Source organism: Kribbella sp. NPDC004536 (assembly GCF_042873835.1).
Classification (GTDB): Bacteria; Actinomycetota; Actinomycetes; order Propionibacteriales; family Kribbellaceae; genus Kribbella.
The window spans coordinates 2,566,169-2,586,207 of sequence record NZ_JBIALY010000001.1; the positions used below are offsets into that span (position 1 = coordinate 2,566,169).

A 20,039-nucleotide genomic window follows, 5' to 3' on the forward strand; every position below is an offset into this window, starting at 1 on the left:
CCCGGCCAGGCCCCACATCCTTCCCCATCCCACCCCCCACCCCGAAACCCGTCCCATTCCCCCTGTGGACAACCCCATGCGATCATCCCTCCGGGGAGGAACAACATGGGGCGGTTCACGCAGTACGTTCAGCGCAGTTTGCGCCCGTCGCCGACAAGACAGCGATTGGTGTTCAGCGTGCTGGCCGTTCTGGGCATGATCGGCGTCGTAGCACATCCGGGCGTGGTCACCGTCGACCGCGAGCTCGGCTTCGCGTTCTTCGCAGCACTCTCGTTCTTTCCCAGTCTGCTCGCCCGGCTCGATGCATGGACCCGTTCACACCAACTGCGGGGACTCCTCGTGAACGTCCTCTTCTTCTGGTGCCTTGGCTTCGGTGCACTCACCTACCTGCTGCACCCGGTCCAGGCGCTCCTGATCCTCATCCCGCTCGGCGTGGCATCTGCGACCATCGGCTACGCCATCCAACGCCGCCGCACCGCGTCCTGACCCGAACCACCCGACCCATGCGATCATCCGTTAGGGAGGAAACACATGGGGCAGTTCGACAGCTACATCGAACGCGACGCGCCGGCGTCACCACGCGCGAGGCGGGTGTTCGCTCTGGTCTGCCGCTCGCGGCGATCCTGAACGCGATCGTCACCCCCGACGAGAGCGACATCATGCTCGCCGCGCTCCTCACCGTGCTGTTACTGCCGGCCGGCATCGCCCCCAAGGCCCACCGCGCCGCCCTCGCCAGACTCGACAAGCATCCGGTCCTCAGAGCCGTGGTCTTCTTCTCCATCCTGCTCGTCTGGCTCTTTGCCTTCCTGTCGACAATCCTCAGCCACAAGACCAGCGCCTACATCGCCGTACCGGCAGCCGCCGTACTGTTCACCGCCGCCGCCATCACCCGCCACCGGTCCTCCGAGTGAGCGGGGGTGTCGACTGGCCCGGCGACGCCTCGCGTTGACGTCGGGCTGATCGCGGGAGGCGGGACGCTCGTGGTGGTCGCGATGGTCCTGCTCGCCGTGGGAGCTCGCCGGCGGGGACTTGCTTGGTGGCGGTGGTACAGCGAGGCGCCGGGCCGGCATCGGCCGTGAGCGGGGGAGAACACGTGTGGCAAGTCGTGAGGCGCTGGGCGGTCAAGGTCCGCGAGCTTGATCGGCGCCATTCGCAGTGGTTGTTGCGTAGGCCGGGCCGGACGATGAGGCTCCTTGGGCTGGCGGTCCTGTTGTGCCTTCTTTACGGACTGACCGAGGCGAAGGGTTGGCGTGAGCACCTCACAGGCGTCTCGGAGGTATCGCTCGTCAGCCTGGTTGTCATCGCACCTCGCGGCCTGTACGACGGACGCTTCAAGCGCTGGTCGGACCAGCACAAGGTGTTGGCCTGAACGACGAGCTCCCCGCGACCACACCGGGTTGCGGGGAGCTCGTCGTGCTGAGTGTCAGGCGGCTTCGAGCAGGAGGTCTTCTTCGGTCTCCTCGGCAGTCGGCTGCTTGGTGGGGCGCATGACTGTCAGGGCGATGGCTACGGAGGCTGCGACGAGGGCGGCGGCTACGGCGAAGGAGAGGTGGTAGCCGTCGGTCAGGGCGTTTAGGGCGGGCTTTACGTCGGATACGGCGGCGGTGCGGGTGGCGGAGAGGGTGGCCAGGATTGCCAGGCCCAAGGCCGCGCCTACCTCGCCCATGGTGCCGATCAGGCCGGAAGCCAGGCCGGCGTCCTCGGGCTTCACGTCTGCCATCGACAGGCCCATCAGCGCCGGGAAGCAGACGCCGCCGCCCAGGCCCAGCAGGACCAGCACGGGCAGTACGTGGATGAAGTAGTTGCCGCCGACAGGAGCCTGGGTGAACAGGACCAGTCCGACGACGATCAGCGACAGCCCCGCGATCAGCGGACGGCGCGGTCCGAACCGCATCACCAGCTTCTCGGAGTACTTCACCGACAGCAGCCCCATCACCACGGTGGTCGGCAGGAAGGCCAGTCCGATCTCCAGAGCGTCGTACCCCAGGACCCGCTGCAGGTAGAGCGAGCCGAGGAAGAAGATGCCGAACATCCCGGAGCTGGACAGTGCCTGGATCAGGTTCGCGCCGGTCAGCGTACGGGAGCGGAAGATCCGCAGCGGCACCAGCGGGTTCGCGGCGGTCGCCTCGCGGACGATGAAGGCCGCCAGCAGTACCAGCGTCACTCCGGCCAGGAGCAGTGTCCGCGGAGCGGTCCAGCCCAGCTCGGCGGCCGGCTTCACGATCGTGAACACGCCGACCATCAGCGCCGCGGTGATCAGTACAGCACCCGGTACGTCGGTACCGCGCCCGAGCCCGAGGCCCTTGTCCTTCTCGATCAGCTTGAGCGCCAGTACGGTCGTCAGCGCACCGATCGGCAGGTTCACGAAGAAGATCCAGTGCCAGCTGATCGCCTGCGTCAGTACGCCGCCGGCCAGCAGACCGATCGACCCTCCGGCGGAGGCGACGAACGCGAACATCCCGATCGCCTTCGCCTGCTCCCGCGGCTCCGGGAACAGCGTCACGATCATGCCCAGGATCACCGCGGAGGTGAGCGCGCCACCAACACCCTGGATGAACCGGGCGATGATGAGCATCTCCTCCGAGCGAGCCAGGCCGCAGAGCACAGAGGCGGCGGTGAAAACGATCAGTCCGGCGGTGAAGATGTTCCGCCGGCCCAGCAGGTCGCCGAGGCGACCGGCCAGCAGCAGCAGGCCGCCGAACGCGATCAGGTACGCGTTCACCACCCACGCGAGCGAAGAGTTGCTGAAGCCGAGGTCGTCCTGAATGGCCGGCAGCGCCACGTTCACGATGGTCACGTCGAGCACGATCATCAGCATGCCCGCGCAGAGGGTGTAGAGGGCCAGCCAGCGCGAGCGGCCGCCCTGCGCGGCCGGCGTCGTCGCCAGGGTGTCGGTCGTCGCGTACATTCCGGTTCTCCTTGGAGTTCGTCGTAGTGGCCTTACACCTCTACGTCGAACTGGGAGGGCTCAGATTGACACGTCTTCAGAAGTTTTTTCGCGACGGGGTCGAGACAGCCAGTACGCGGTCAGCGCCGGGACCAGACCGCTGCCGACAACAAGCAATGTCGGCACCTGTGATGCCAGGGCGAACCAGGTGAGCAGTACGACGACCCCACCGGCCACGGGCAGCGGCCGGCGCAGCAGGAACAGGTTGGCGGACCGGAACAGCTCCTTCATCGTCGCTGTGGGTGACGCCTGCGGCAGGATCGCGAGGCCGCTCAGGTAGAGCCCCAGGATCATGCCGGTCAGCGGCACCAGGATCGCGAGGGCGAAGATCCGTACCGGTCCGGACGCGTACGCCCAGAAGGAGATGCCGAACGCAAGCATCAGTCCGCCTGTCCACAGGCCGAACCCGGGCAGCCAGTACTGCTTCATGGTCTGCCGGAACTCGCCGAGGAACCGCCGCATCAACCTCGGCCGCTCCTGGCTGATCGCGTCCGGTACGACTCGCTGCAGCGCGAACGCGGCCGGGAAGAGGGTCAGGACGCCGAGGCTGATCACCAGGAACGCCAGCTGCAGCATCAGCAGGTCGCCCACGACCGCCAGCTTGGTCAGCACCGTGCTCGTCCGGTTGGCCTTCTCCACCGATCGTCTCCTCGTTCCGTACGGGCGGGTCCTGATCGTATGATCACGAACAATCACGAACCAGACCAGGGGGCGGCATGCTTGCACAGGAGCGCCACGAGCTGATCCTGCGCAGCCTGCGACGCCACGGACGGCTCCGGGTGGCCGATCTGGTCGCCGAGCTGGGCGTCTCCGCGATCACAGTACGCCGGGACCTGGCCGAACTGGACTCCGCCGGCCTGCTCCGCCGGGTGCACGGCGGCGCGATCGGGACCGCCGCGGCCGACCAGTCGAGCCCCGGCAGCGGGCTGACGATCGGCATCGTCGTACCGAGCGCGACGTCGTACTACTCCGACGTGATCCGTGGCGCCGAGGCGATGGCCGACCGGTACGGCGCCCGCCTGGTGCTCGGCGTCTCCTCGTACGACATGGCCACTGAGCGTGAGCGGCTCGACAAGGTACTCGGGATCGGCGTCGCGGGGCTGCTGCTCAGTACGGCGCTGGGCGACGGCGACGCGGACCGGATGGACGCGCGGCTGGACGACATCGACGTACCGGTGGTGCTGATGGAGCGCGCGTTCGGGTTCCCGCAGGTGCACCGCGAGTACGACCACGTCCGCACCGACCACGCGTACGGCGCGATGCTGGCGCTGCGGCACTTCGTCGCGCTCGGCCACCGCCGGATCGCGATCAACCTGCAGGCCACAGTCACGGCGTACTGGCTCCGGCTCGGCATCGAGGCGGCCGCGAAGACGCTCGGCGTCGAGGTGTTCCTGTCGCCCGTCGATCTGCCGGCCCGCGGCGACGACCCGGGCGCGGTCGCCCAGCTGGACGCGTTCCTGGCCGAGTGCGAGTCGTTCGGCAGCCGCGCCGTCCTGGTGCACTCCGACGAACACGGCGCCGGCCTGGTCGAACGCGCCATGGACCTCGGCCTCCGCGTCCCCGAGGACCTCGCGGTGATCGCCTACAACGACGTCACCGCCGCCCTGGCCGTCGTACCTCTGACGGCAGTCTGCCCACCCCGCCGGGCCCTGGGCGAAACCGCGTGCGACCTGCTCCTCCGCAAGATCCAGTCCCCGAACACCCCCGTCCAGCACCTCAGCCTCCTACCGACCCTCAACATCCGCACGTCCTGCGGCGCTGCAGAGGTCCGTACCAACAGGTAAATTCGGAGGACTGCACCACCATCGGGGAGGGCGACGTGGAGTACGCCGAGTTCGAGGTCGAGTACAAACGGGTGTCCGAGCTGATCATGAGCGGGCACAGCGACCAGATTCAGCCTGCGGATATCGCGCGGCTGCGGGAGCTGGCAGCCCAGATCGACGACGAGGACGACCGTGAAGACGCCCTCCTCGAGATCTCCGGAACGGAGCACGTCCTCGCCAACCGTTCCGATGAACGCCCGTCCGAGCTCCTCATGCATGCTCGCACGATCTACGCCGAAGCCGAGCGCAACGACGGCACCGACGCCGAACGCCTTGCCCGCGCCGAGAAGGGTATCGAGGCTCTCATGGGGATCGAGAACGCGACCCCGGAGGAGGCGGGCGCCATCGGTTCCATGGAACACGTCCTCCGAATGCTCGCGGACGCTCTGCGCATCCAGCTGCGATGAAAGTCACCACCTTCCGGGAGCTGATGCGCGAGCAGGCCAACGCCGCCGTGCGGGTCTCCGGTGCGCACCACTCCTCCTGGAACAGACGCTTAGGCGCGCCGATCGCACGCGGGTCGAAGTTGGGCGGTACGGCGAACTGGGACAACTCGATCTCGTACAACCCGGCGCACGTGGACGAGCGGCTCCAGGAGATGTTCCGCAACAATCGGGTGCACAACCAGGATCCGGCCGAGCTGCGCGGCTATCGCGACGCGATGCGGGTCGTGCTGCACGAGAACGTGCACATGCTGTCGTCCGAGGGTCGGGACCACGCGCAGTCGTACCCCGCCTTCGCACACACTCCGGGTGTCCGCCCGCTCGAGGAGGGCGTGACCGAGCTCTACTCGCACCAGGTGCTGGACGAGTACATCGAGGACCTGGGAATCAACGATGTTGCGCCGGGGATCGAGAAGGTGAGGAGCCCTCAGGTCTACAAGGAGTTCACGCCCGCAGCCGAGGGCTTCGCCGAAACGGTCGGGCAGAAGGCCGGGATGGACGGTAAGGACGTGATCGCGGCGCTGGCCGTCGTACCTGCTGATCAGAAGTTCCAGGTCGCCGCTGCTGCGATGTACGACAACAGTCGCCTGCCCGGGATGATCCCCGAGGACCAGCGGCAGCAGGCCATCGGCCAGATCGCGAAGGCGATGAGTTCGGAGTTCGGCCGGGTGGCGAGTCTTCCCGAGAGCACTGGTCCAGACCCGCGGCGCAAGATCGGTGTGGATGCGGCCGTCGCCGGGTCGAAGGTGATGACCCAGCTGAAGAAGCAGTGGCAGATGCCGGCGCCGTCTCAGCAGGTACAGCGCGGGCCGCAGGCGCAACAACAGCAAACCGCCCAGCCGGCCCAGGACCGCCAGCCCCAACAGAACCAAGACGGTCAGCGGGGGGCGGGTGGTCCGCAGGGGCCGGGGAGTCCGGCGGGGCTTCCGCCGGATATTGCGGCTGCGGCGCGGGCCGGTCTGTCTGGGCCGCCGTTGACGTCGGCCAGTCGGTTGAGTTCGGATCATCAGGGCGCACGAGGTACCGGGACCACGACCCCAGCCGTGCAACGCCAAGGTCCCGAGACATCCCGCTGAGCGCGCGGAATTCTGATCGGGAAAGTTCTGGTCTTGATCGAATGTGATCATTCGAGCGCCGAGGTATTGACGGGGAAAGCCCTTTCCCATACTTTCGCTGCACTTGGGCCCGGCTGAACCCGGGCCTGGCTGAAGAACGTCAGCGAAGGAGTTGCCCGGTGAGACGTGGAGTGGGACTGACACTGCTGGCCGCAGCGCTCAGCGTTGTGGTCAGCAGTTGTGGCAACGGGGTGATCGACAAGAGTACGGACGGTGTGCCGCCGGCCGAGGCGACCGGGACGTTGCGGGTGCTGATCCCGTCGTTCCCGCCCAGTACGAAGGGGCGTGACGCGTTCCAGAAGGTCGTCGACGACTTCCACCAGACCTATCCGAAGATGAAGGTCGAGCCGGACTTCGCGACGTACAAGAACCTGAACGAGAAGATGTCCACCTCGATCGCGGCGGGCATTCCGTACGACGTGATGGTCACCGGTGTCGGCTGGGTGCAGCCGTTCGCGTCGAAGAACATCTTCCAGGACCTCGGCAAGTACGGCGTGACGCCCGACTTCATCAAGGAGAAGAGCACCCCGGCGCTGATCCCGGCAGTGACCTACGACGGCAAGCTGTACGCGTACCCCTTGGTCGCCGACGCCCGCGCCGTCGCGCTCCGCAAGAGCGCTTTCATCGAGGCGGGCCTGGACCCGAACAAGCCGCCGACCTCGCTGGCCGAGATCAAGGCCGACGCCGAGAAGCTGACCAAGCGGGACAAGAACGGCAACATCACCCGCAGCGGCTTCGACCTCGCGTCCGCGACCGGCTTCCGGCAGTCGTTCACCACCTTCCTCGCCTCGACCGGTACGCCGCTCTACGTCAAGGGAGAGCCGAACTTCGACAACAAGGCCGGCCTCGACACGCTGCTCTGGATCAAGTCGATGATCAACCACGTCCAGCCGTACGGGCAGACGAACGCGGCGCAGCAGCCGCTCGTACTGACCGGCGAGGCCGCGATGGGCATCGTCAACGGCGGTGTCGACTGCTCCGCCGACGGCATCGGGCAGAAGAACTGCGACGACCTCAAGTTCTTCCGCTTCGACAGCGGCAAGCAGATCGAGTACGTCGGTGGCGACCTGGCCTCGATCGGGTCCCGGAGCCGGCACAAGGACGCGGCCTGGGCGTTCATCCAGTCGCTGACGAAACCGTCCAGCCTGGACACCATCGCCAAGCTGAACAAGAAGGTCCCGGCGTACAAGGACGCCAGCAACTCGCCGCAGGCCAAGTCGAACCCGCTGAGCCAGTTCGTTGCGGACGGCCTGGTGTACGCGGTCAACGAGAACGAAGTACCGGGCAACTGGCTCGAGATGCGCGGCAACTTCGACATCCAGCTCACCCAGGCGGTTCTTGGCGAGAAGGATCCCGCCAAGGTGCTGCACAACCTGGCAGGACAGTCCAGATGAGCACAACTCTCGAACGTCCCGCGCTCGCGACCGCCGGCAAGGCGGCGCCGTCCAAGGACAGCCGCGCGCTGATCCGCAATCAGGTCCGGGCCGGCTGGGCGCTGCTCGCGCCGGCGCTGCTGCACTCGGGCGTCTTCATCGTCCTCCCGGTGCTGTCCGTTCTTGTCCTCAGCCTGACCGACTACAGCTTCGGCGACTCCTTCGACTGGGTCGGCTTCCGCAACTACGCCGACCTGTTCCGGGACCCCAACTTCGGGGCGTCGCTGTGGCACACCGTGCTGTACGCGATCGTGGTGATCCCGATCTCGATGGTGGTCTCGCTCGCGGTCGCGATCGGCCTGAACCAGAAGATCCGCGGTCTCGGCTTCTTCCGGACCGCGTTCTACATCCCGACGGTCACCGCCACGGTCGCCGTGGCCACGATCTGGCTGTGGATCTACAGCCCGGGATCCGGCCTGGCCAACGGGTTCCTCAGCCTGTTCGGGTTCGCGCCGAACCAGTGGCTGGCCAACCCGGGCACCGCGCTGCCGTCGCTGATGGTGGTCGGGATCTGGCAGGGCCTCGGTACCAAGATCATCATCTACCTGGCCGCGCTGCAGGGCGTGTCGCGCGACCTGGTCGAGTCGGCGCAGCTGGACGGCGCCGGCCGTTGGCAGCGGTTCGTCAACGTCACCTGGCCGGCGATCGGACCGGTGCAGTTCTTCGTACTGATCACGTCGATCGTCGGCACCTTCCAGGTGTTCGACCTGGTGTACGTGATGACGCAGGGCGGCCCGGGTTCGTCGACCCGGGTGCTGGTGATGGACATCTACCAGAACGCGTTCCAGAACCTGAAACTCGGCTACGCGTCCGCCGAGACGGTGATCATGATGATCGTGATCGCGATCTTCATCGCCGCCGGACGCCTGCTCCAGAAGGCGGATACCAATGACTAGCGTTTCGTTGCCCGCGGTCGGTACCGCGAAGCCGCCGGCCGTCCGGGCGGGCCGGATCGTGCTGTACGTCGTACTCACCGTCGGCGCGCTGCTGATGATCGTGCCGTTCGTGTGGATGCTGCTGACCGCGTTCAAGAGCAACCTCGAGATCGCGAAGTTCAACTGGCTGCCGCAGGAGTTGCGGTGGCGGAACTTCGTCGACGCGATGCAGACCGCGCCGTTCCTCCGGTACTTCCGGAACAGCTTGTTCATCGCGGTCGGCGAGACAGCGTTCACGCTGGCGGTCTGTACGACGGCCGGCTACGCGCTGGCGAAACTGCCGGTCCGGGGCGGCAAGGTGTTGCTGAACTACTTCATCGTGCTGCTGCTGGTGCCGTTCCAGATCATCCTGGTGCCGCTGTTCCTGATCGTGAAGTCGATCCCGCTGTTCGGTGGCAACAACATCCTGGGGCAGGGCGGGATCGGCTGGTTGAACTCGTGGTGGGGTCTGATCATCCCGCTCGGTGCGGCGCCGCTGTTCACGTTCCTGGCGCGCCAGTTCTACGTGTCGCTGCCCGACCAGCTGGCGCAGGCTGCCCGCGTCGACGGGCTGGGTGAGTTCGGCATCTTCTGGCGGATCATGACACCGTTGATCAAGCCTGCGCTGATCACGATCGCGGTCTTCCAGATCGAGGCCGCGTGGAACGGTTTCCTCTGGCCGCTGATGATCACCACCTCCGACGAGATGCGCCCGCTCCAGCTCGGGCTGGCGATCTTCTCCCAGAACCCAGCCGAAATCCAATGGCCGTACCTGATGGCCGGCACCGCCCTGGCGACCCTCCCGATGATCGTCCTGTTCGTCTTCGCCCAAAAACGCTTCGTAGAAGGCATGGCAAACGTAGGAATCAAGGGCTGATGCCGATCCTGTTCGTAGATCTGGAGACCACCAGCGTCCGGGAACCCTGGCTCCCTGGTGGCCGCCAGATCTGGCAGCTCGCGGTCATCCGACGCGAGGACGACGGCCGCGAGGCTGCGTACAACCGCTTCATCGCGCTGAACGACCTCGACCTGTCGGTGTCGACGGAGCGGGCGCTGGAGATCAGCAGGTTCCACCGCCACCCGTCGCTGAACGGATCCGACGAGAACGTGTGCAGCGGCCGGGAGGCGGCGGAGTTGATGGCCGAGCTGACCGCGGACGAGCCGGTCTGGGTCGGCGCGGCGCCGTGGATGGACGCAACCGACGTACTGCACCTGATGCACCAGAACGGACTGGTCCCGCGGGATGCAGCCGATGTGCCGTGGGATTTCCGGCTGGTGTGTGTGATCAGCCAGTTGTTGGGGCGAACGAAGGCGGCGCCGACTGCTGAGGTTGGGGAGATGGCGGCTGTGGTCGGGATCGACCAACGGGCTTACGCGATTCACGACGCGCTGGCGGACACATACTTCGTACGAGATGTGTACGACGCGCTGGCGTCCTGAGTCCTCGAACAGGTGCTCACCCCGCCCCGGGTGAGCACCTGCGAGGCCCCCCTCACATGCGGTGGTCCCGAAGAAACACCGGAGCTTCCCCTCGGCCCCCCGCGGGTCGCTCACCCGTCTTATCGGCGGCGTGTGCCGCTCGTTACAGCATTTGTGGGGATTTTTCGGCGAAATTCCCGGAGTACGACGTATCGCACGCAATCGGCGACGTTCGGTAGGCGAATCAGCGCACGTGGCTGTGCACGACATACCGGATGATCGGCTCGAGGTCCGTCGTACCGAGGAGCTCGAGCGCGTTCGTCCCGCGCAGCGTCGCGAGACCGTGCAGGTTCGTCCACAGGGCGGTGGCCCGGAGTTCCGCGTCGTCGGGCCGGAGCTCGGCGACCAGGTCGACGAAGGTCCGGAACAGCGGCAGCGACGTCGCGCGCAGGTTGCCGCCGGCACCGGCCAGCAGGTCGTGCCGGAAGATCAGGTCGAACATCCCCGGCCGCTCGGCCGCGAACTCCAGGTACGTCCGCGCGGCCGCGACCAGTTGCTCCTCGGGCGGCGCCTCCGAACGCGACCCGAGCCGCGCGGCCAGATCCCGCAGCCCGGTCGCGGCGATCGCGGCCAGCAGCGCGTTGTGGGTCGGGAAGTACCGCCGCGGCGCACCGTGCGACACACCGGTACGGCGGGCGATCGCGCGCAGCGTGAGCTCGCCGAGGCCGTCCTCCTCGAGGAGCTCGACCCCGGCCTGGACGAGCCGGTCGGACAGGGACACGTCGGCATTGTCTCCTGCCCGGACCCGTGTACTATCACCGACGTGACTGCCGGGTCGGCTTCGAGCCATTACCGAGTTGGGTCCCCGGCTGCGTTCTGAGCGCCGCGCGGGCCCCGCCCGTTCTCTCTGATGTCCTGCGTTTCAACCCGACACCAGAGAGAGAAGCGAATCCTGAACGATTTCACTGCACGACTCATCGAGGAGTTCAAGGCGAACGCCGGCCAGGTCGGCGGACCGTTCGAGCACGCCCGGTTGTTGCTCCTGACAACCACAGGTGCGCGGTCCGGCGAGCCGCGGACGGCGATCCTCGGCTACTACCCGGACGGCGACCGGGTCCTCGTCGTCGGCTCGGCCGGCGGCAGCCCGAACCACCCGGCCTGGTACCACAACCTGCGCGTCAACCCCCAGGTCAGCGTGGACGTCGGCCTCTTCAGCTACCCCGCAACTGCAGTTGTACTGCAGGGTGCCGAGCGCGACGAGGTCTTCGCCCGGCTGGTGGAGGCCGACGCCGGGTGGGGTACTTATCAGGCAGGCGTCACCCGTACGATCCCTGTCGTCGCGCTGATCCCTGGCGGGCCACCTGGCGGGCGGAGCGGTTCGTTCGCCGAGGCGTTGAAGAACATCCACGCCGCGTTCCGGCGGGAACTGGCCTTGATCCGCCACGAGATCGCCACGTCCGGCGGCGTGGGGCTCGGTGCTCAGCTGCGCATCAATTGCCTGACGCTCTGCCAGGGCCTGCATTACCACCACACGGGCGAGTCGACGATGCTCTTCCCGGGGTTGGTCGAGCAGCACCCGGAGCTTGCGGATGCGGTCGCCGTACTGCAGAAGGAGCACGACCAGATCGCAGTACTGCTCGACCAGTTGAAGGACGAGGTCTCGTTGGACCAGGTGGATGAGCTGATCGCTCAGCTCAACGCCCATCTGGACCGTGAGGAGGCAGAGCTACTGCCTTATCTATAAGGGCTTCTGGGCCAGCAGTGCGTAGGAGTTGGGCAGCCGTCCTTCCCATGCGGCGGCGCGGGTGTCGTCCTGCGGTCGCCAGAACGGTTCGGCGTACTCCTCGAGGATCTTGAGGTGCAGGCCGGCCGCGGTGATCGCGGTGACGATCTGGCCGAGCGTCCACTGCCACTCCTGCGCACCGTTGGCCGGGTACGTGTCGTTGATGTGCGACTCGGCGAAGTAGCTCCGGTCCGGACGGATCCGGGGTTCGTCGGTGTCCCACGTCCACAGCGGTACGGCCGGGTGGGCCTCGTACACGAACAGGTGTCCACCCGGTCGTACCACCCGCGCCACGTCCCGCGCCCACGCGTCGATGTCCCGCATCCAGATCAGCGCGCCCTTGCCGGTGTACAGGAGATCCGCCGAAGCATCCTTCAGTGGTACGCCTGGCACTTCCGCCACGACGTACCGGCAGTCGACGCCCAGCTCCCGTGCCCGCCGCTGCGCCGCACCCGCCGCGACGGAGCTGTAGTCCACGCTGATCACCCGCCGAGCGCCGGCCTTCACCAGCCCGACGTCATCCAGCCCGGTCCCACTCTGGAAGTGCACGACAACTGGCTCGGCTGCCAGCACCTCCGCCAACAGCTCCCGCTCCCGCGGCACCAACAACGTCTCCCCGCGAGCCTCCTCGAGCAACTCGTCGTATTCCCGGACATGCTTGACCGAGGCCCGCTCCCAGACCACCCGATTACTCGCAACGACCTGATCCATACCCCAAGTCAGCCCGACCCAAGCCCGTCAAGCAACCGCATATCGTGCCGATCCACCTCCCGCAGTTCGTACCCCTGATGCGATCTGAGCTGCGCACTCACCGCCATGCACCGCACCACCCGCCCACCGATCCGCCCTTCGACCGCAGGCGTCAACTGCACCGTGACCTGCACGTACCGCGCATCCGTCACGCCATACCCAAGCCCTTCCAACACCGCCACAACCTCATCCAGCTGAGGTCGTTCCGGCGTCATGGATCCCTTTCTATCAACGGGTTCCGACAGTTTTCATTCGTTGTGCAGGACTTGGGCGATGGTGGTGCGGGCGGCGGTGCGGGCCGGGAAGTAGGCGCCGGCGGCGGCGATCGCGATGCCGGCTAGGACGAGGAGCGCCAGCAGGCCCGCGGGGTAGACGCGGAGCATGAAGGCGGGGAGTTCGACCTGGGCACCGTTGGCCATCGCAGGTACGACAAGGCGGTGCGCGATGATCCCCAGTGGAATGCCCAGCAAGCTTCCGACAGCACCCAGCGCGGTCATCGACACCACGACCATTGCCGTGACCTGCGCGGGCGTCATACCGATCGACTTGAGCATCCCCAGATCACGACGCCGTTCACGCGTATTGAGTACGACAGTATTGAACACCCCGAGCGCCGCAACGGTCCCCAACATAATGGTGAGCAGTACTACTGTCGCGATGACGATCGCCACGAAGCTGCCCGATTCCTGTCCGTCGGTCTCGATCAGTCCCGGATCCTTTGCCTGCGCGGCCTTCACGAAGGCATCCAGATTCGTTCCAGGCTTCACGTTGATCTCGTACAGATTGGCCCGCTGCGTAGGAGCGATCAGTTTGAGAGTGTCCCAGTTCGACAGGATCTCGTCGCCCGAGTTGTAGAGTGCCTTGCCGACGATCCGCACCTGCACGTTCTTGCCCTCCGACTGCAGCGTGATGGTGTCCCCGACGGCAAGTGCACGCTGGCGCAGGAACCGCTCGGACACGACCACCTGCGCGGCGCCGTCGAACCAGTGACCGTCGAGGAGCCGGAAGCCCACCTGCTCGACGTCCCCGCGGTAGAACGACACCCGGACGTCCGTCTGCGTACCAGCCAGCCGCATCCCGAGGTCGGTGCTCGGCGTTACCGACACCGCCCCTGGAATCGATCGCAGCAGTGCCTCGTCGGCGGCATCGGTCAGCTTTGCCACCGGTGGGGCGTCGGCGCCCGGAGGAGGCGTCCCGCCGAGCGCGGCCGGCGCGAACATCGCCAGGTCAACCGCACCGACCCGGCTGGCGGCGGTCTGGTACGTGGTCAGCGACTTGCCGAGCCCTACTGCGAGGGTCACGCTCGTGACACCGAGCAGTACGGCCGCCAGCGTCAGCGCCGTACGTGCCGGCCGTGCGAACGGAAGGCCGAGCCCCAGGCTGACAGGCCGCGGCAACCTGGTACCGCTGAGCCAACGCTGCACGCGCAGACCTCGACCGGCCCGCGGCGCACTGCCTGCGCTGATCGCCTGCGAGGCCGACAGGCTCCGGGCCCGCAGCGACGGCAGCAGAGCGGACAGGGCAACCAAGGCTGGTACGCCAACCAGCGCGGCGGCGTCCACCCAGATCGGCACGGTGGTGCCGTTCGCCCCGTAGTTCTCGAACGCCTTTGTCAGCAAGGACTCCGCGAGTACGTTGCCGAGTACGGTGCCGATCGCGCATCCGGCGATCGCGGGGACAGAGATCATTGCCAGGTAGACCGCCATCACCTGTGTCGGTGTGAAGCCCAGCGCCTTCAGTACACCGATGTGCTTGAAGCCGGCTACTACTGCACCACTGACTACGTTCGCCACGATCAGTACTGCCACAGCTAGCCCCAGCCAGCCGAACACCATCAGGAACGGTACAAACGTGTTCGGCTCACCAGTGGCGAGTGCCCGGAGCCCTAGGTACGACTGTGTCCCCACCAGCGCTCCCGCCGGGAGACCGGCTGTCACCGCGTTCTGGCCGGCCGACACCTCTGCGTTCGTGGCAGCGTGCGTGAAGCGGTACAGCATCTGTGTCGACGTCGGTCCGAGGGACGCCAGTTGCTGCGGGGTGACCCACGCGTCGGCCGACTGGCTGACGCTGTACGCGAATCCGACAACGGTCAGCCGTGCTCCTCCGGGTGCGGCGATGCTCGATCCGAGCGTCGTCTCTCCACGTCCACCGGTGTCTGTGGGGTTCCGGTTGAGTACGATCTCGCCCGGCTTGTCCGCCCAGCGTCCCTTCCACACGTTGAGCCGGTCGACCGGTCCGTTCGGGTCCGCGCGCCCCACCGTGACCAAGGAGTCCGAATCGCCTTTCGGAGTCGAACCGAGGTCGAGCGTCGTCACCCCGAACGGCCCGGCGAAGGCCTCGGCAGCGGACGCCTTGGCCGTCAGTTCACTGTCGCTGACCTTGCTCCGGTCGTACGACACCACCAGGTGCGCACCGCTCTGCCGCGAGTACGCCCGGTCGAACGGACCGCTCGACGCAGCCAGCAGACCCAACGCAACCACGATCATCGTTGTGGACAGCAGTACGACCACACCGATCACCACGGTCTGCACCCGACGCCGCCGTACTGCTGCGCGCGCCACCGGCCATACGGCGCTCACGCCGTACGCTCCAGGCTGCGTTCGTCGGCGATCTGCCCGTCGGCGAAGTCGATGACGCGGCTGGCGCAGCGTGTCGCGAGCTGCTCGTCGTGGGTGACCATCAGGAGGGTCTGACCGATCTGGTTGAGGTCGATCAACAGGTCCATCACCTGCTCACCGGCGCGCGAGTCGAGCGCACCGGTAGGTTCGTCGGCGAGCAGGATTGCCGGCCGGTTCATCAGTGCGCGGGCCACCGCGACGCGTTGGCGTTCTCCACCGCTCAGCTGGGCCGGGTACGTGTTGCGGCGGCTCGTGATGCCCAGCTCCTCGAACAGCTCGAGGGCACGCTTGCGCGCCGGCGCGGCCGACGTACCGGTGAGCTGTGCCGCCAGGGCGACGTTGTCGAGCGCCGACAGATCGTCCAGCAGGTTGAAGAACTGGAAGATCATTCCGATCCGGCGCCGCCGGAACAACGCGAGCCCCTTCTCGTCCAGCGTTCCCAGGTCGTCGCCGTGCACAACGACCGAGCCCGCGGTCGGCCGGTCGAGCCCGGCGATCATGCTGAGCAGCGTGGACTTGCCGCTGCCGGACGGGCCCATGACGGCGACCGCCTCGCCGGCTCGGATCTCCATCGACACTCCGTCGAGTGCTACCGATTCGCCGTACTCCTTGCGTACTGCTGTGAGCTGTACGACTACCTGTGCGTTCTCCTCCGTCATGCTGATCACGCTAGGGCTGCAGGGCATGTCCTGACGTCAGCCTGCCGGGCTAATGTCCGCGGGCAGTCATCCTGCAGATGTACGGCCGTGCGCCCGTCGGATGATGCGGTCTTCGGGGCGGGTTTGGGACAGTGGTCTCGTGATGTGGTTCCTTGTCGCGCTGCCGACCGTGGTTGCCGCTGCGTTCGCCCTCGCGTACGTACAAGCGCGGCGTGCGCACACGCGAGCTCTCGAGGAGCGTGGGTGGCTGCTGGAACGTGAGCGCGAGACAGCAGCTCAGAGCGCTGTCGACGCGGAACGAGCGCGCATAGCCCACGACCTGCACGACATCGTGAGCCACAACGTCAGCGTGATGGTCATCCAGACCGGTGCGGCCCGGCAGGTGCTGGCTACCGCTCCGTTGGACGCAGAGGCGGCCATGCTCGCAGTAGAGGCCGCAGGACGCGACACCATGGCTGAGCTGCGACACCTGCTCGGAGTGCTCGCTCCTAAGGGCGACAGTGACGTCTTGTCTCCACAGCCGAGCCTGGCGCGGTTGTCGGAGCTGATCGACCGGATGGCGTTCGCTGGCCTGGCCGTCGACGTACGGATCTCCGGCGAGGCCTGCTCGCTGCCGACCGGCGTGGACGTCACGGCGTACCGCATCATCCAAGAGGCACTCACCAACGCACTGCGGCACGGAGACGGGGTCAAAGCCGAAGTGACTGTCCGCTACGCCGAGCACGCGCTGCGGGTGGAGGTGCTCAACACAGGCACCAGTGTCCTGACCGGTGGTCGGCCACCTGCTCCCGAGGGGGACGGGCGCGGCCTGCTGGGCCTCAAGCAACGAGTAGCTGTGTACGGCGGCCAGTTCGACGCCCGGCGCCGCCTTGGCGGAGGCTTCCGCGTACGCGCCAAGCTTCCGCTGGAGCGCCCATGACCCGAGTGGTAATCGCCGACGACCAGGCGCTCGTACGTACCGGCTTCCGCATGATCCTCACCGCCCGTGGCATCGAGGTAGTCGGCGAGGCCGCCGACGGGGCCGAAGCGGTGGATGCCGTACGGCGCCTGCACCCGGACGTCGTCCTGATGGACATCCGCATGCCCACCATGGACGGCCTGGAAGCCACCCGCCGCATAGCCGCGACCCCGACCCAGTGCCGGGTCCTGATCCTCACGACCTTCGATCTCGACCAGTACGTCTACGCCGCGTTGGCCGCCGGCGCCAGCGGTTTCCTCCTGAAAGACGTCACCCCCGAACACCTGGCCGCCGCCGTCCGCCTGGTAACCACCGGCGACGCCCTACTGGCCCCCTCAATCACCCGCCGCCTCGTAGAACGCTTCGCCACCCCACAACCAGCCCTCCACCGCGACCTCTCCACCCTCACCCCGAGAGAACTGGAAGTCCTGACCCTCATGGGCCAAGGCCTCTCCAACGCCGAAATAGCCACCACCCTGACGTTGAGCGAAGCCACGGTCAAAACCCACGCCGCCCGAATCTTCGCCAAACTAACCCTCCGAGACCGCACCCAAGCCGTAGTCCTCGTCTACGAAACCGGCCTGATAACCCCCGGCGACCACTGACCGGACAAGACCGGGACGGCCCTCACAAGTGCCTCCGTTGATTCATTGCACCTCGACGGGTACCGCGGGAGGTTGGTCCGCGCTGACCGGCAGCCGTTTGCGTAGCCGCGCCACTGCACAGGCGGTCAGGGCGACGGCCAGGATCAGAATCGGAAACAGAATGTGAGCATGGCCGCTGCCGACCAACGCTCCGGTGACTGCGGTGCCGGCCAACCAACCGCTGGTCCATGCCATCGTCTGTACGCCGTTGTAGCGACCCCGAATCTCCGCAGGCGCGAGATCGTTGACGAGCGTCGACAACACAGGCGACAGAAGGACCTCGGCACCGGAGAACACAAGACCGGCGGCGATCAGCATGCCGATGCCGAACTGCGTTGCCAACTGTGCGAGTGCCCAGGCGGCCGTCATGATGCCGAGCGCCACAGCGAGAGACGTCGTACGCCTCCAGCGCGAACTGATCCGCTGAACAGGCAACTGAAGAACCACAACGCCCAGCATGTTGACGGCGAACACGGCACTCAATCCGCCCAGCGAAAAGTGCTCGGCCGTGGCCAGCCCGGGAATGCCGACCTGGAGCTGGGAGAAGCCGACGGCAACAAGAAGGAAGATGATCCCTGCCAGCCACCGTAGAGGGACATCCAGGGCAACGGCGCGGTAGCCACGCCTCGCACCTGGTTCCGGAGGCGACGCGGGCAGCTCTGCCTCGCGATACTCCAGAGCCACGGCGAGCATCACGGCCAGCACACCGAAAGTCAGCCCATCCACGACGTACAGCACGACGGATGCCACCTCTGCGCGGAATCGTTCCAGGAGGACGGCGGAAAGCACCGCGCCACCGGCACCCGCGACGTTGGCGATCAGGTAGGCGACCGCGAACGTCTGCGGTCGTTCGGCAGGCTCGCCGGTCGTCGCCAGTACCACGTTGAACCCCGTACCCGCCATCGCAATGAAGATGCCGTAGAGGATCAGCACAATCGCACCGCTCAGCGCGTCGTGCACAAACACGATCCCAGCCGTACACAGCGCGCCGACACCCAGACTCGCGACGGTTGCCACCTTCGCTCCGACCCGATCGATCCAGATGCCGCCGAGCGCCGAGCCGATCACAGCGCCACCGGCTCGGGCCGTGACCAGCCAGCCCACGAGCGCGAGATCGAGCCCGCGGATCTCGTGCAGATAGGGGTAGAGCAGGGGCACCGTAGCACCGGCACCCAGGTCCGAAACTCCCATCGCAAAAAGCACCAGCCAGACAGGTCGCGAAAGTCGCGGCACAAGTCCTTTCAGCCACTGCAAGGTGCCTCCCGATGGTTCGTCCGCAGGCCGAGTGGCACGAATGCCTTCTTCGAGCACATTAGGTTCACGTTCTGACCGCACCCTGAACCAAGGCTGACTCCCGACGGCCTATGTCGTCGTCCCGCCGTCGATCCACCACCGCAGGTGCCGCTGCCGCACAGGAGATGCCCCTCGCGCTGGTCGCCGCATGCCTGCCCCCTAGGCCGGCAAACCGGGCACCGCCTCGCAAACCCAACCCGGCGACTCAACCAGGCGGGGGCATCTCCCACCCCAGCCAGCCCCTAGACGCCCACCTGGATGCCGTCCGCGCCGCGCCCCAAAAGGTAGGCGTCGTGCGGATGGTCGCGGCCGGAGCCATCGACCAGGCCGACGCCATCAACGCACTCACCGAGGTCGGCTACCAGGCCGCCCAAACCGACCGCGACATCAGAACCGCTATCGGTGGCGGTTTCCGCGCCGAAGGGATCGCTGCATGACTACCCCAGACACGGCGCCCGACGAGATCGACGGCGCCAAGCTGCTGGACGATGTAGCGCGCGTCATCACCCGCTACGTGATCTTGCCGAGCACATCGGCCCTGACCGCAGTGGTGCTGTGGATCGCCGCACCACACGCCGTACCCTCCTGGAACTGCGCGCCCGACTGGTGATCCGGGCACCCGAACGGCGCTGCGGGAAGTCGCGGCTGCTGGACATGGTCAAGGGTATGTCACACCGGCCGATGAGGACTGTGAACTCATCGGCGTCGGCGGCATATCGTCCATCGGACTAGCGCCGCGCGACCCGCCCACGTTGCTGATCGATGAGGCCGACCCCGAAACACCCTGGGCAACAATCGGCAAAGACGGCCTCACAGGCATGAAGCTCGGCAACCTCCTCCGCGAGTTCGAGATCCGAAGCGCCACCATCCAATTCCCGACCGGACAAGCCAAGGGCTACTTCCGCCGCGACTTCACCGACGCCTTCCACCGCTGGTACGGCTTGGGTCCCAGGGCCGTCCCCGACCTCTTCGATGCCGATGACATCCACAGCCGAGAGACCGCATGACCGTGCCTGAGAGCGCTAACCGCCTGTCGGTGCGGACGGAAGGAGACCTTGCCCGGATGGACATCTTCGACGCCGGCACTTCGATCGTCGCCGGCCCTGTTGCCCCTGACGGTGGAGAAAGTCGCCCGACTTCGGATCAAGGCCGGCGCGGATCGCCGCGCCGCCTAGGAGGGAGCGACATGGAGAACAAGAAGAAGCGGCCCAAGAACCCTGATGGTCGATCGAGTATCTAC

The 20,039-nt window shown here is 66.7% G+C and carries 24 protein-coding genes; 16 read left to right on the forward strand and 8 right to left on the reverse strand.

Features of this window, described 5'->3' with window-relative positions:
• Positions 1-177: 177 nt before the first annotated feature.
• The 3 genes from ACFYRU_RS12860 (at position 178) to ACFYRU_RS12870 (ending at position 1,369) form a co-directional block, all read left to right on the forward strand.
• Positions 178-486: a hypothetical protein gene (locus ACFYRU_RS12860; protein WP_387656930.1), complete on the forward strand. Its 309-nt coding sequence runs from the start codon at positions 178-180 to the stop codon at positions 484-486.
• A gap of 17 nt (positions 487-503) precedes the next feature.
• Positions 504-911, forward strand: a complete 408-nt coding sequence (locus ACFYRU_RS12865; protein WP_387656931.1) for a hypothetical protein — start codon at positions 504-506, stop codon at positions 909-911.
• A 272-nt stretch (positions 912-1,183) separates the two neighbouring features.
• Entirely contained in the window at positions 1,184-1,369 is a 186-nt protein-coding gene (locus ACFYRU_RS12870) for a hypothetical protein (RefSeq protein ID WP_387656934.1), read from the forward strand.
• A 54-nt stretch (positions 1,370-1,423) separates the two neighbouring features.
• Here the strand turns inward: ACFYRU_RS12870 and ACFYRU_RS12875 are convergent, their stop codons facing one another.
• On the reverse strand, positions 1,424-2,908 hold the full coding sequence (locus tag ACFYRU_RS12875) for a DHA2 family efflux MFS transporter permease subunit (protein ID WP_387656937.1): 1,485 nt from the start codon (positions 2,906-2,908) through the stop codon (positions 1,424-1,426).
• 60 nt (positions 2,909-2,968) lie between these two features.
• Positions 2,969-3,586 carry a DUF624 domain-containing protein gene (locus tag ACFYRU_RS12880; protein ID WP_387656940.1) on the reverse strand — a complete coding sequence of 206 codons (618 nt, stop codon included), beginning with the start codon at positions 3,584-3,586 and terminating at the stop codon, positions 2,969-2,971.
• Positions 3,587-3,663: 77 nt separating this feature from the next.
• Between ACFYRU_RS12880 and ACFYRU_RS12885 the strand changes: the two genes are divergently transcribed.
• The 7 genes from ACFYRU_RS12885 (at position 3,664) to ACFYRU_RS12915 (ending at position 10,115) form a co-directional block, all read left to right on the forward strand.
• Positions 3,664-4,731 (forward strand): substrate-binding domain-containing protein, encoded by a 1,068-nt coding sequence (locus ACFYRU_RS12885; RefSeq protein ID WP_387656943.1) that lies wholly within the window; start codon positions 3,664-3,666, stop codon positions 4,729-4,731.
• Between the two features lie 35 nt (positions 4,732-4,766).
• The gene (locus tag ACFYRU_RS12890; RefSeq protein ID WP_387656945.1) at positions 4,767-5,177 is read left to right on the forward strand and encodes a hypothetical protein; all 411 of its coding nucleotides are present in this window, start codon (positions 4,767-4,769) and stop codon (positions 5,175-5,177) included.
• A complete protein-coding gene (locus ACFYRU_RS12895) occupies positions 5,174-6,289 on the forward strand; it encodes a hypothetical protein (protein ID WP_387656948.1) in 1,116 nt (371 codons plus the stop codon). Before ACFYRU_RS12890 ends, ACFYRU_RS12895 begins: the two co-directional genes overlap by 4 nt.
• A 158-nt stretch (positions 6,290-6,447) precedes the next feature.
• On the forward strand, positions 6,448-7,722 hold the full coding sequence (locus ACFYRU_RS12900) for an extracellular solute-binding protein (RefSeq protein ID WP_387656951.1): 1,275 nt from the start codon (positions 6,448-6,450) through the stop codon (positions 7,720-7,722).
• Positions 7,719-8,657, forward strand: coding sequence for a carbohydrate ABC transporter permease (locus tag ACFYRU_RS12905; RefSeq protein WP_387656954.1), 939 nt, complete (start codon positions 7,719-7,721; stop codon positions 8,655-8,657). Before ACFYRU_RS12900 ends, ACFYRU_RS12905 begins: the two co-directional genes overlap by 4 nt.
• Positions 8,650-9,552 carry a carbohydrate ABC transporter permease gene (locus tag ACFYRU_RS12910; protein WP_387656957.1) on the forward strand — a complete coding sequence of 301 codons (903 nt, stop codon included), beginning with the start codon at positions 8,650-8,652 and terminating at the stop codon, positions 9,550-9,552. Before ACFYRU_RS12905 ends, ACFYRU_RS12910 begins: the two co-directional genes overlap by 8 nt.
• Complete coding sequence (locus ACFYRU_RS12915; RefSeq protein WP_387656960.1) at positions 9,552-10,115, forward strand: hypothetical protein; 564 nt, start codon at positions 9,552-9,554, stop codon at positions 10,113-10,115. Before ACFYRU_RS12910 ends, ACFYRU_RS12915 begins: the two co-directional genes overlap by 1 nt.
• Before the next feature lie 223 nt (positions 10,116-10,338).
• Here ACFYRU_RS12915 and ACFYRU_RS12920 read toward each other — a convergent pair whose 3' ends face one another.
• Positions 10,339-10,875: a TetR/AcrR family transcriptional regulator gene (locus tag ACFYRU_RS12920; protein WP_387656962.1), complete on the reverse strand. Its 537-nt coding sequence runs from the start codon at positions 10,873-10,875 to the stop codon at positions 10,339-10,341.
• A gap of 129 nt (positions 10,876-11,004) precedes the next feature.
• Between ACFYRU_RS12920 and ACFYRU_RS12925 the strand changes: the two genes are divergently transcribed.
• Positions 11,005-11,838 carry a nitroreductase/quinone reductase family protein gene (locus ACFYRU_RS12925; protein WP_387656965.1) on the forward strand — a complete coding sequence of 278 codons (834 nt, stop codon included), beginning with the start codon at positions 11,005-11,007 and terminating at the stop codon, positions 11,836-11,838.
• On the opposite strand, the gene ACFYRU_RS12930 is transcribed toward ACFYRU_RS12925, so the two are convergent.
• Genes ACFYRU_RS12930 through ACFYRU_RS12945 form a run of 4 tightly spaced genes read right to left on the reverse strand, consistent with a single transcriptional unit; the run spans position 11,833 to position 15,904 of the window.
• Positions 11,833-12,588 carry a class I SAM-dependent methyltransferase gene (locus tag ACFYRU_RS12930; RefSeq protein ID WP_387656968.1) on the reverse strand — a complete coding sequence of 252 codons (756 nt, stop codon included), beginning with the start codon at positions 12,586-12,588 and terminating at the stop codon, positions 11,833-11,835. The genes ACFYRU_RS12925 and ACFYRU_RS12930 overlap by 6 nt on opposite strands.
• A gap of 8 nt (positions 12,589-12,596) precedes the next feature.
• Positions 12,597-12,842, reverse strand: coding sequence for a nucleotidyltransferase domain-containing protein (locus ACFYRU_RS12935; RefSeq protein WP_387656971.1), 246 nt, complete (start codon positions 12,840-12,842; stop codon positions 12,597-12,599).
• Between the two features lie 33 nt (positions 12,843-12,875).
• Positions 12,876-15,206: an FtsX-like permease family protein gene (locus ACFYRU_RS12940; RefSeq protein WP_387656973.1), complete on the reverse strand. Its 2,331-nt coding sequence runs from the start codon at positions 15,204-15,206 to the stop codon at positions 12,876-12,878.
• Positions 15,203-15,904, reverse strand: a complete 702-nt coding sequence (locus ACFYRU_RS12945) for an ABC transporter ATP-binding protein (protein WP_387656976.1) — start codon at positions 15,902-15,904, stop codon at positions 15,203-15,205. The genes ACFYRU_RS12940 and ACFYRU_RS12945 overlap by 4 nt, the downstream gene beginning before the upstream one ends.
• A gap of 142 nt (positions 15,905-16,046) precedes the next feature.
• On the opposite strand from ACFYRU_RS12945, the gene ACFYRU_RS12950 reads away from it, so the two are divergent.
• Positions 16,047-16,823 carry a sensor histidine kinase gene (locus tag ACFYRU_RS12950; RefSeq protein ID WP_387658104.1) on the forward strand — a complete coding sequence of 259 codons (777 nt, stop codon included), beginning with the start codon at positions 16,047-16,049 and terminating at the stop codon, positions 16,821-16,823.
• The gene (locus tag ACFYRU_RS12955) at positions 16,820-17,467 is read left to right on the forward strand and encodes a response regulator (protein ID WP_387656979.1); all 648 of its coding nucleotides are present in this window, start codon (positions 16,820-16,822) and stop codon (positions 17,465-17,467) included. The genes ACFYRU_RS12950 and ACFYRU_RS12955 overlap by 4 nt, the downstream gene beginning before the upstream one ends.
• A 42-nt stretch (positions 17,468-17,509) precedes the next feature.
• Here the strand turns inward: ACFYRU_RS12955 and ACFYRU_RS12960 are convergent, their stop codons facing one another.
• Positions 17,510-18,760 carry an MFS transporter gene (locus ACFYRU_RS12960; RefSeq protein ID WP_387656982.1) on the reverse strand — a complete coding sequence of 417 codons (1,251 nt, stop codon included), beginning with the start codon at positions 18,758-18,760 and terminating at the stop codon, positions 17,510-17,512.
• Positions 18,761-19,092: 332 nt separating this feature from the next.
• Between ACFYRU_RS12960 and ACFYRU_RS12965 the strand changes: the two genes are divergently transcribed.
• The 3 genes from ACFYRU_RS12965 (at position 19,093) to ACFYRU_RS12975 (ending at position 19,806) form a co-directional block, all read left to right on the forward strand.
• Entirely contained in the window at positions 19,093-19,236 is a 144-nt protein-coding gene (locus tag ACFYRU_RS12965) for a hypothetical protein (protein WP_387656984.1), read from the forward strand.
• A complete protein-coding gene (locus ACFYRU_RS12970) occupies positions 19,233-19,409 on the forward strand; it encodes a hypothetical protein (protein ID WP_387656987.1) in 177 nt (58 codons plus the stop codon). The genes ACFYRU_RS12965 and ACFYRU_RS12970 overlap by 4 nt, the downstream gene beginning before the upstream one ends.
• A gap of 142 nt (positions 19,410-19,551) precedes the next feature.
• Positions 19,552-19,806 carry a DUF3631 domain-containing protein gene (locus ACFYRU_RS12975; RefSeq protein WP_387656990.1) on the forward strand — a complete coding sequence of 85 codons (255 nt, stop codon included), beginning with the start codon at positions 19,552-19,554 and terminating at the stop codon, positions 19,804-19,806.
• Positions 19,807-20,039: the final 233 nt, after the last annotated feature.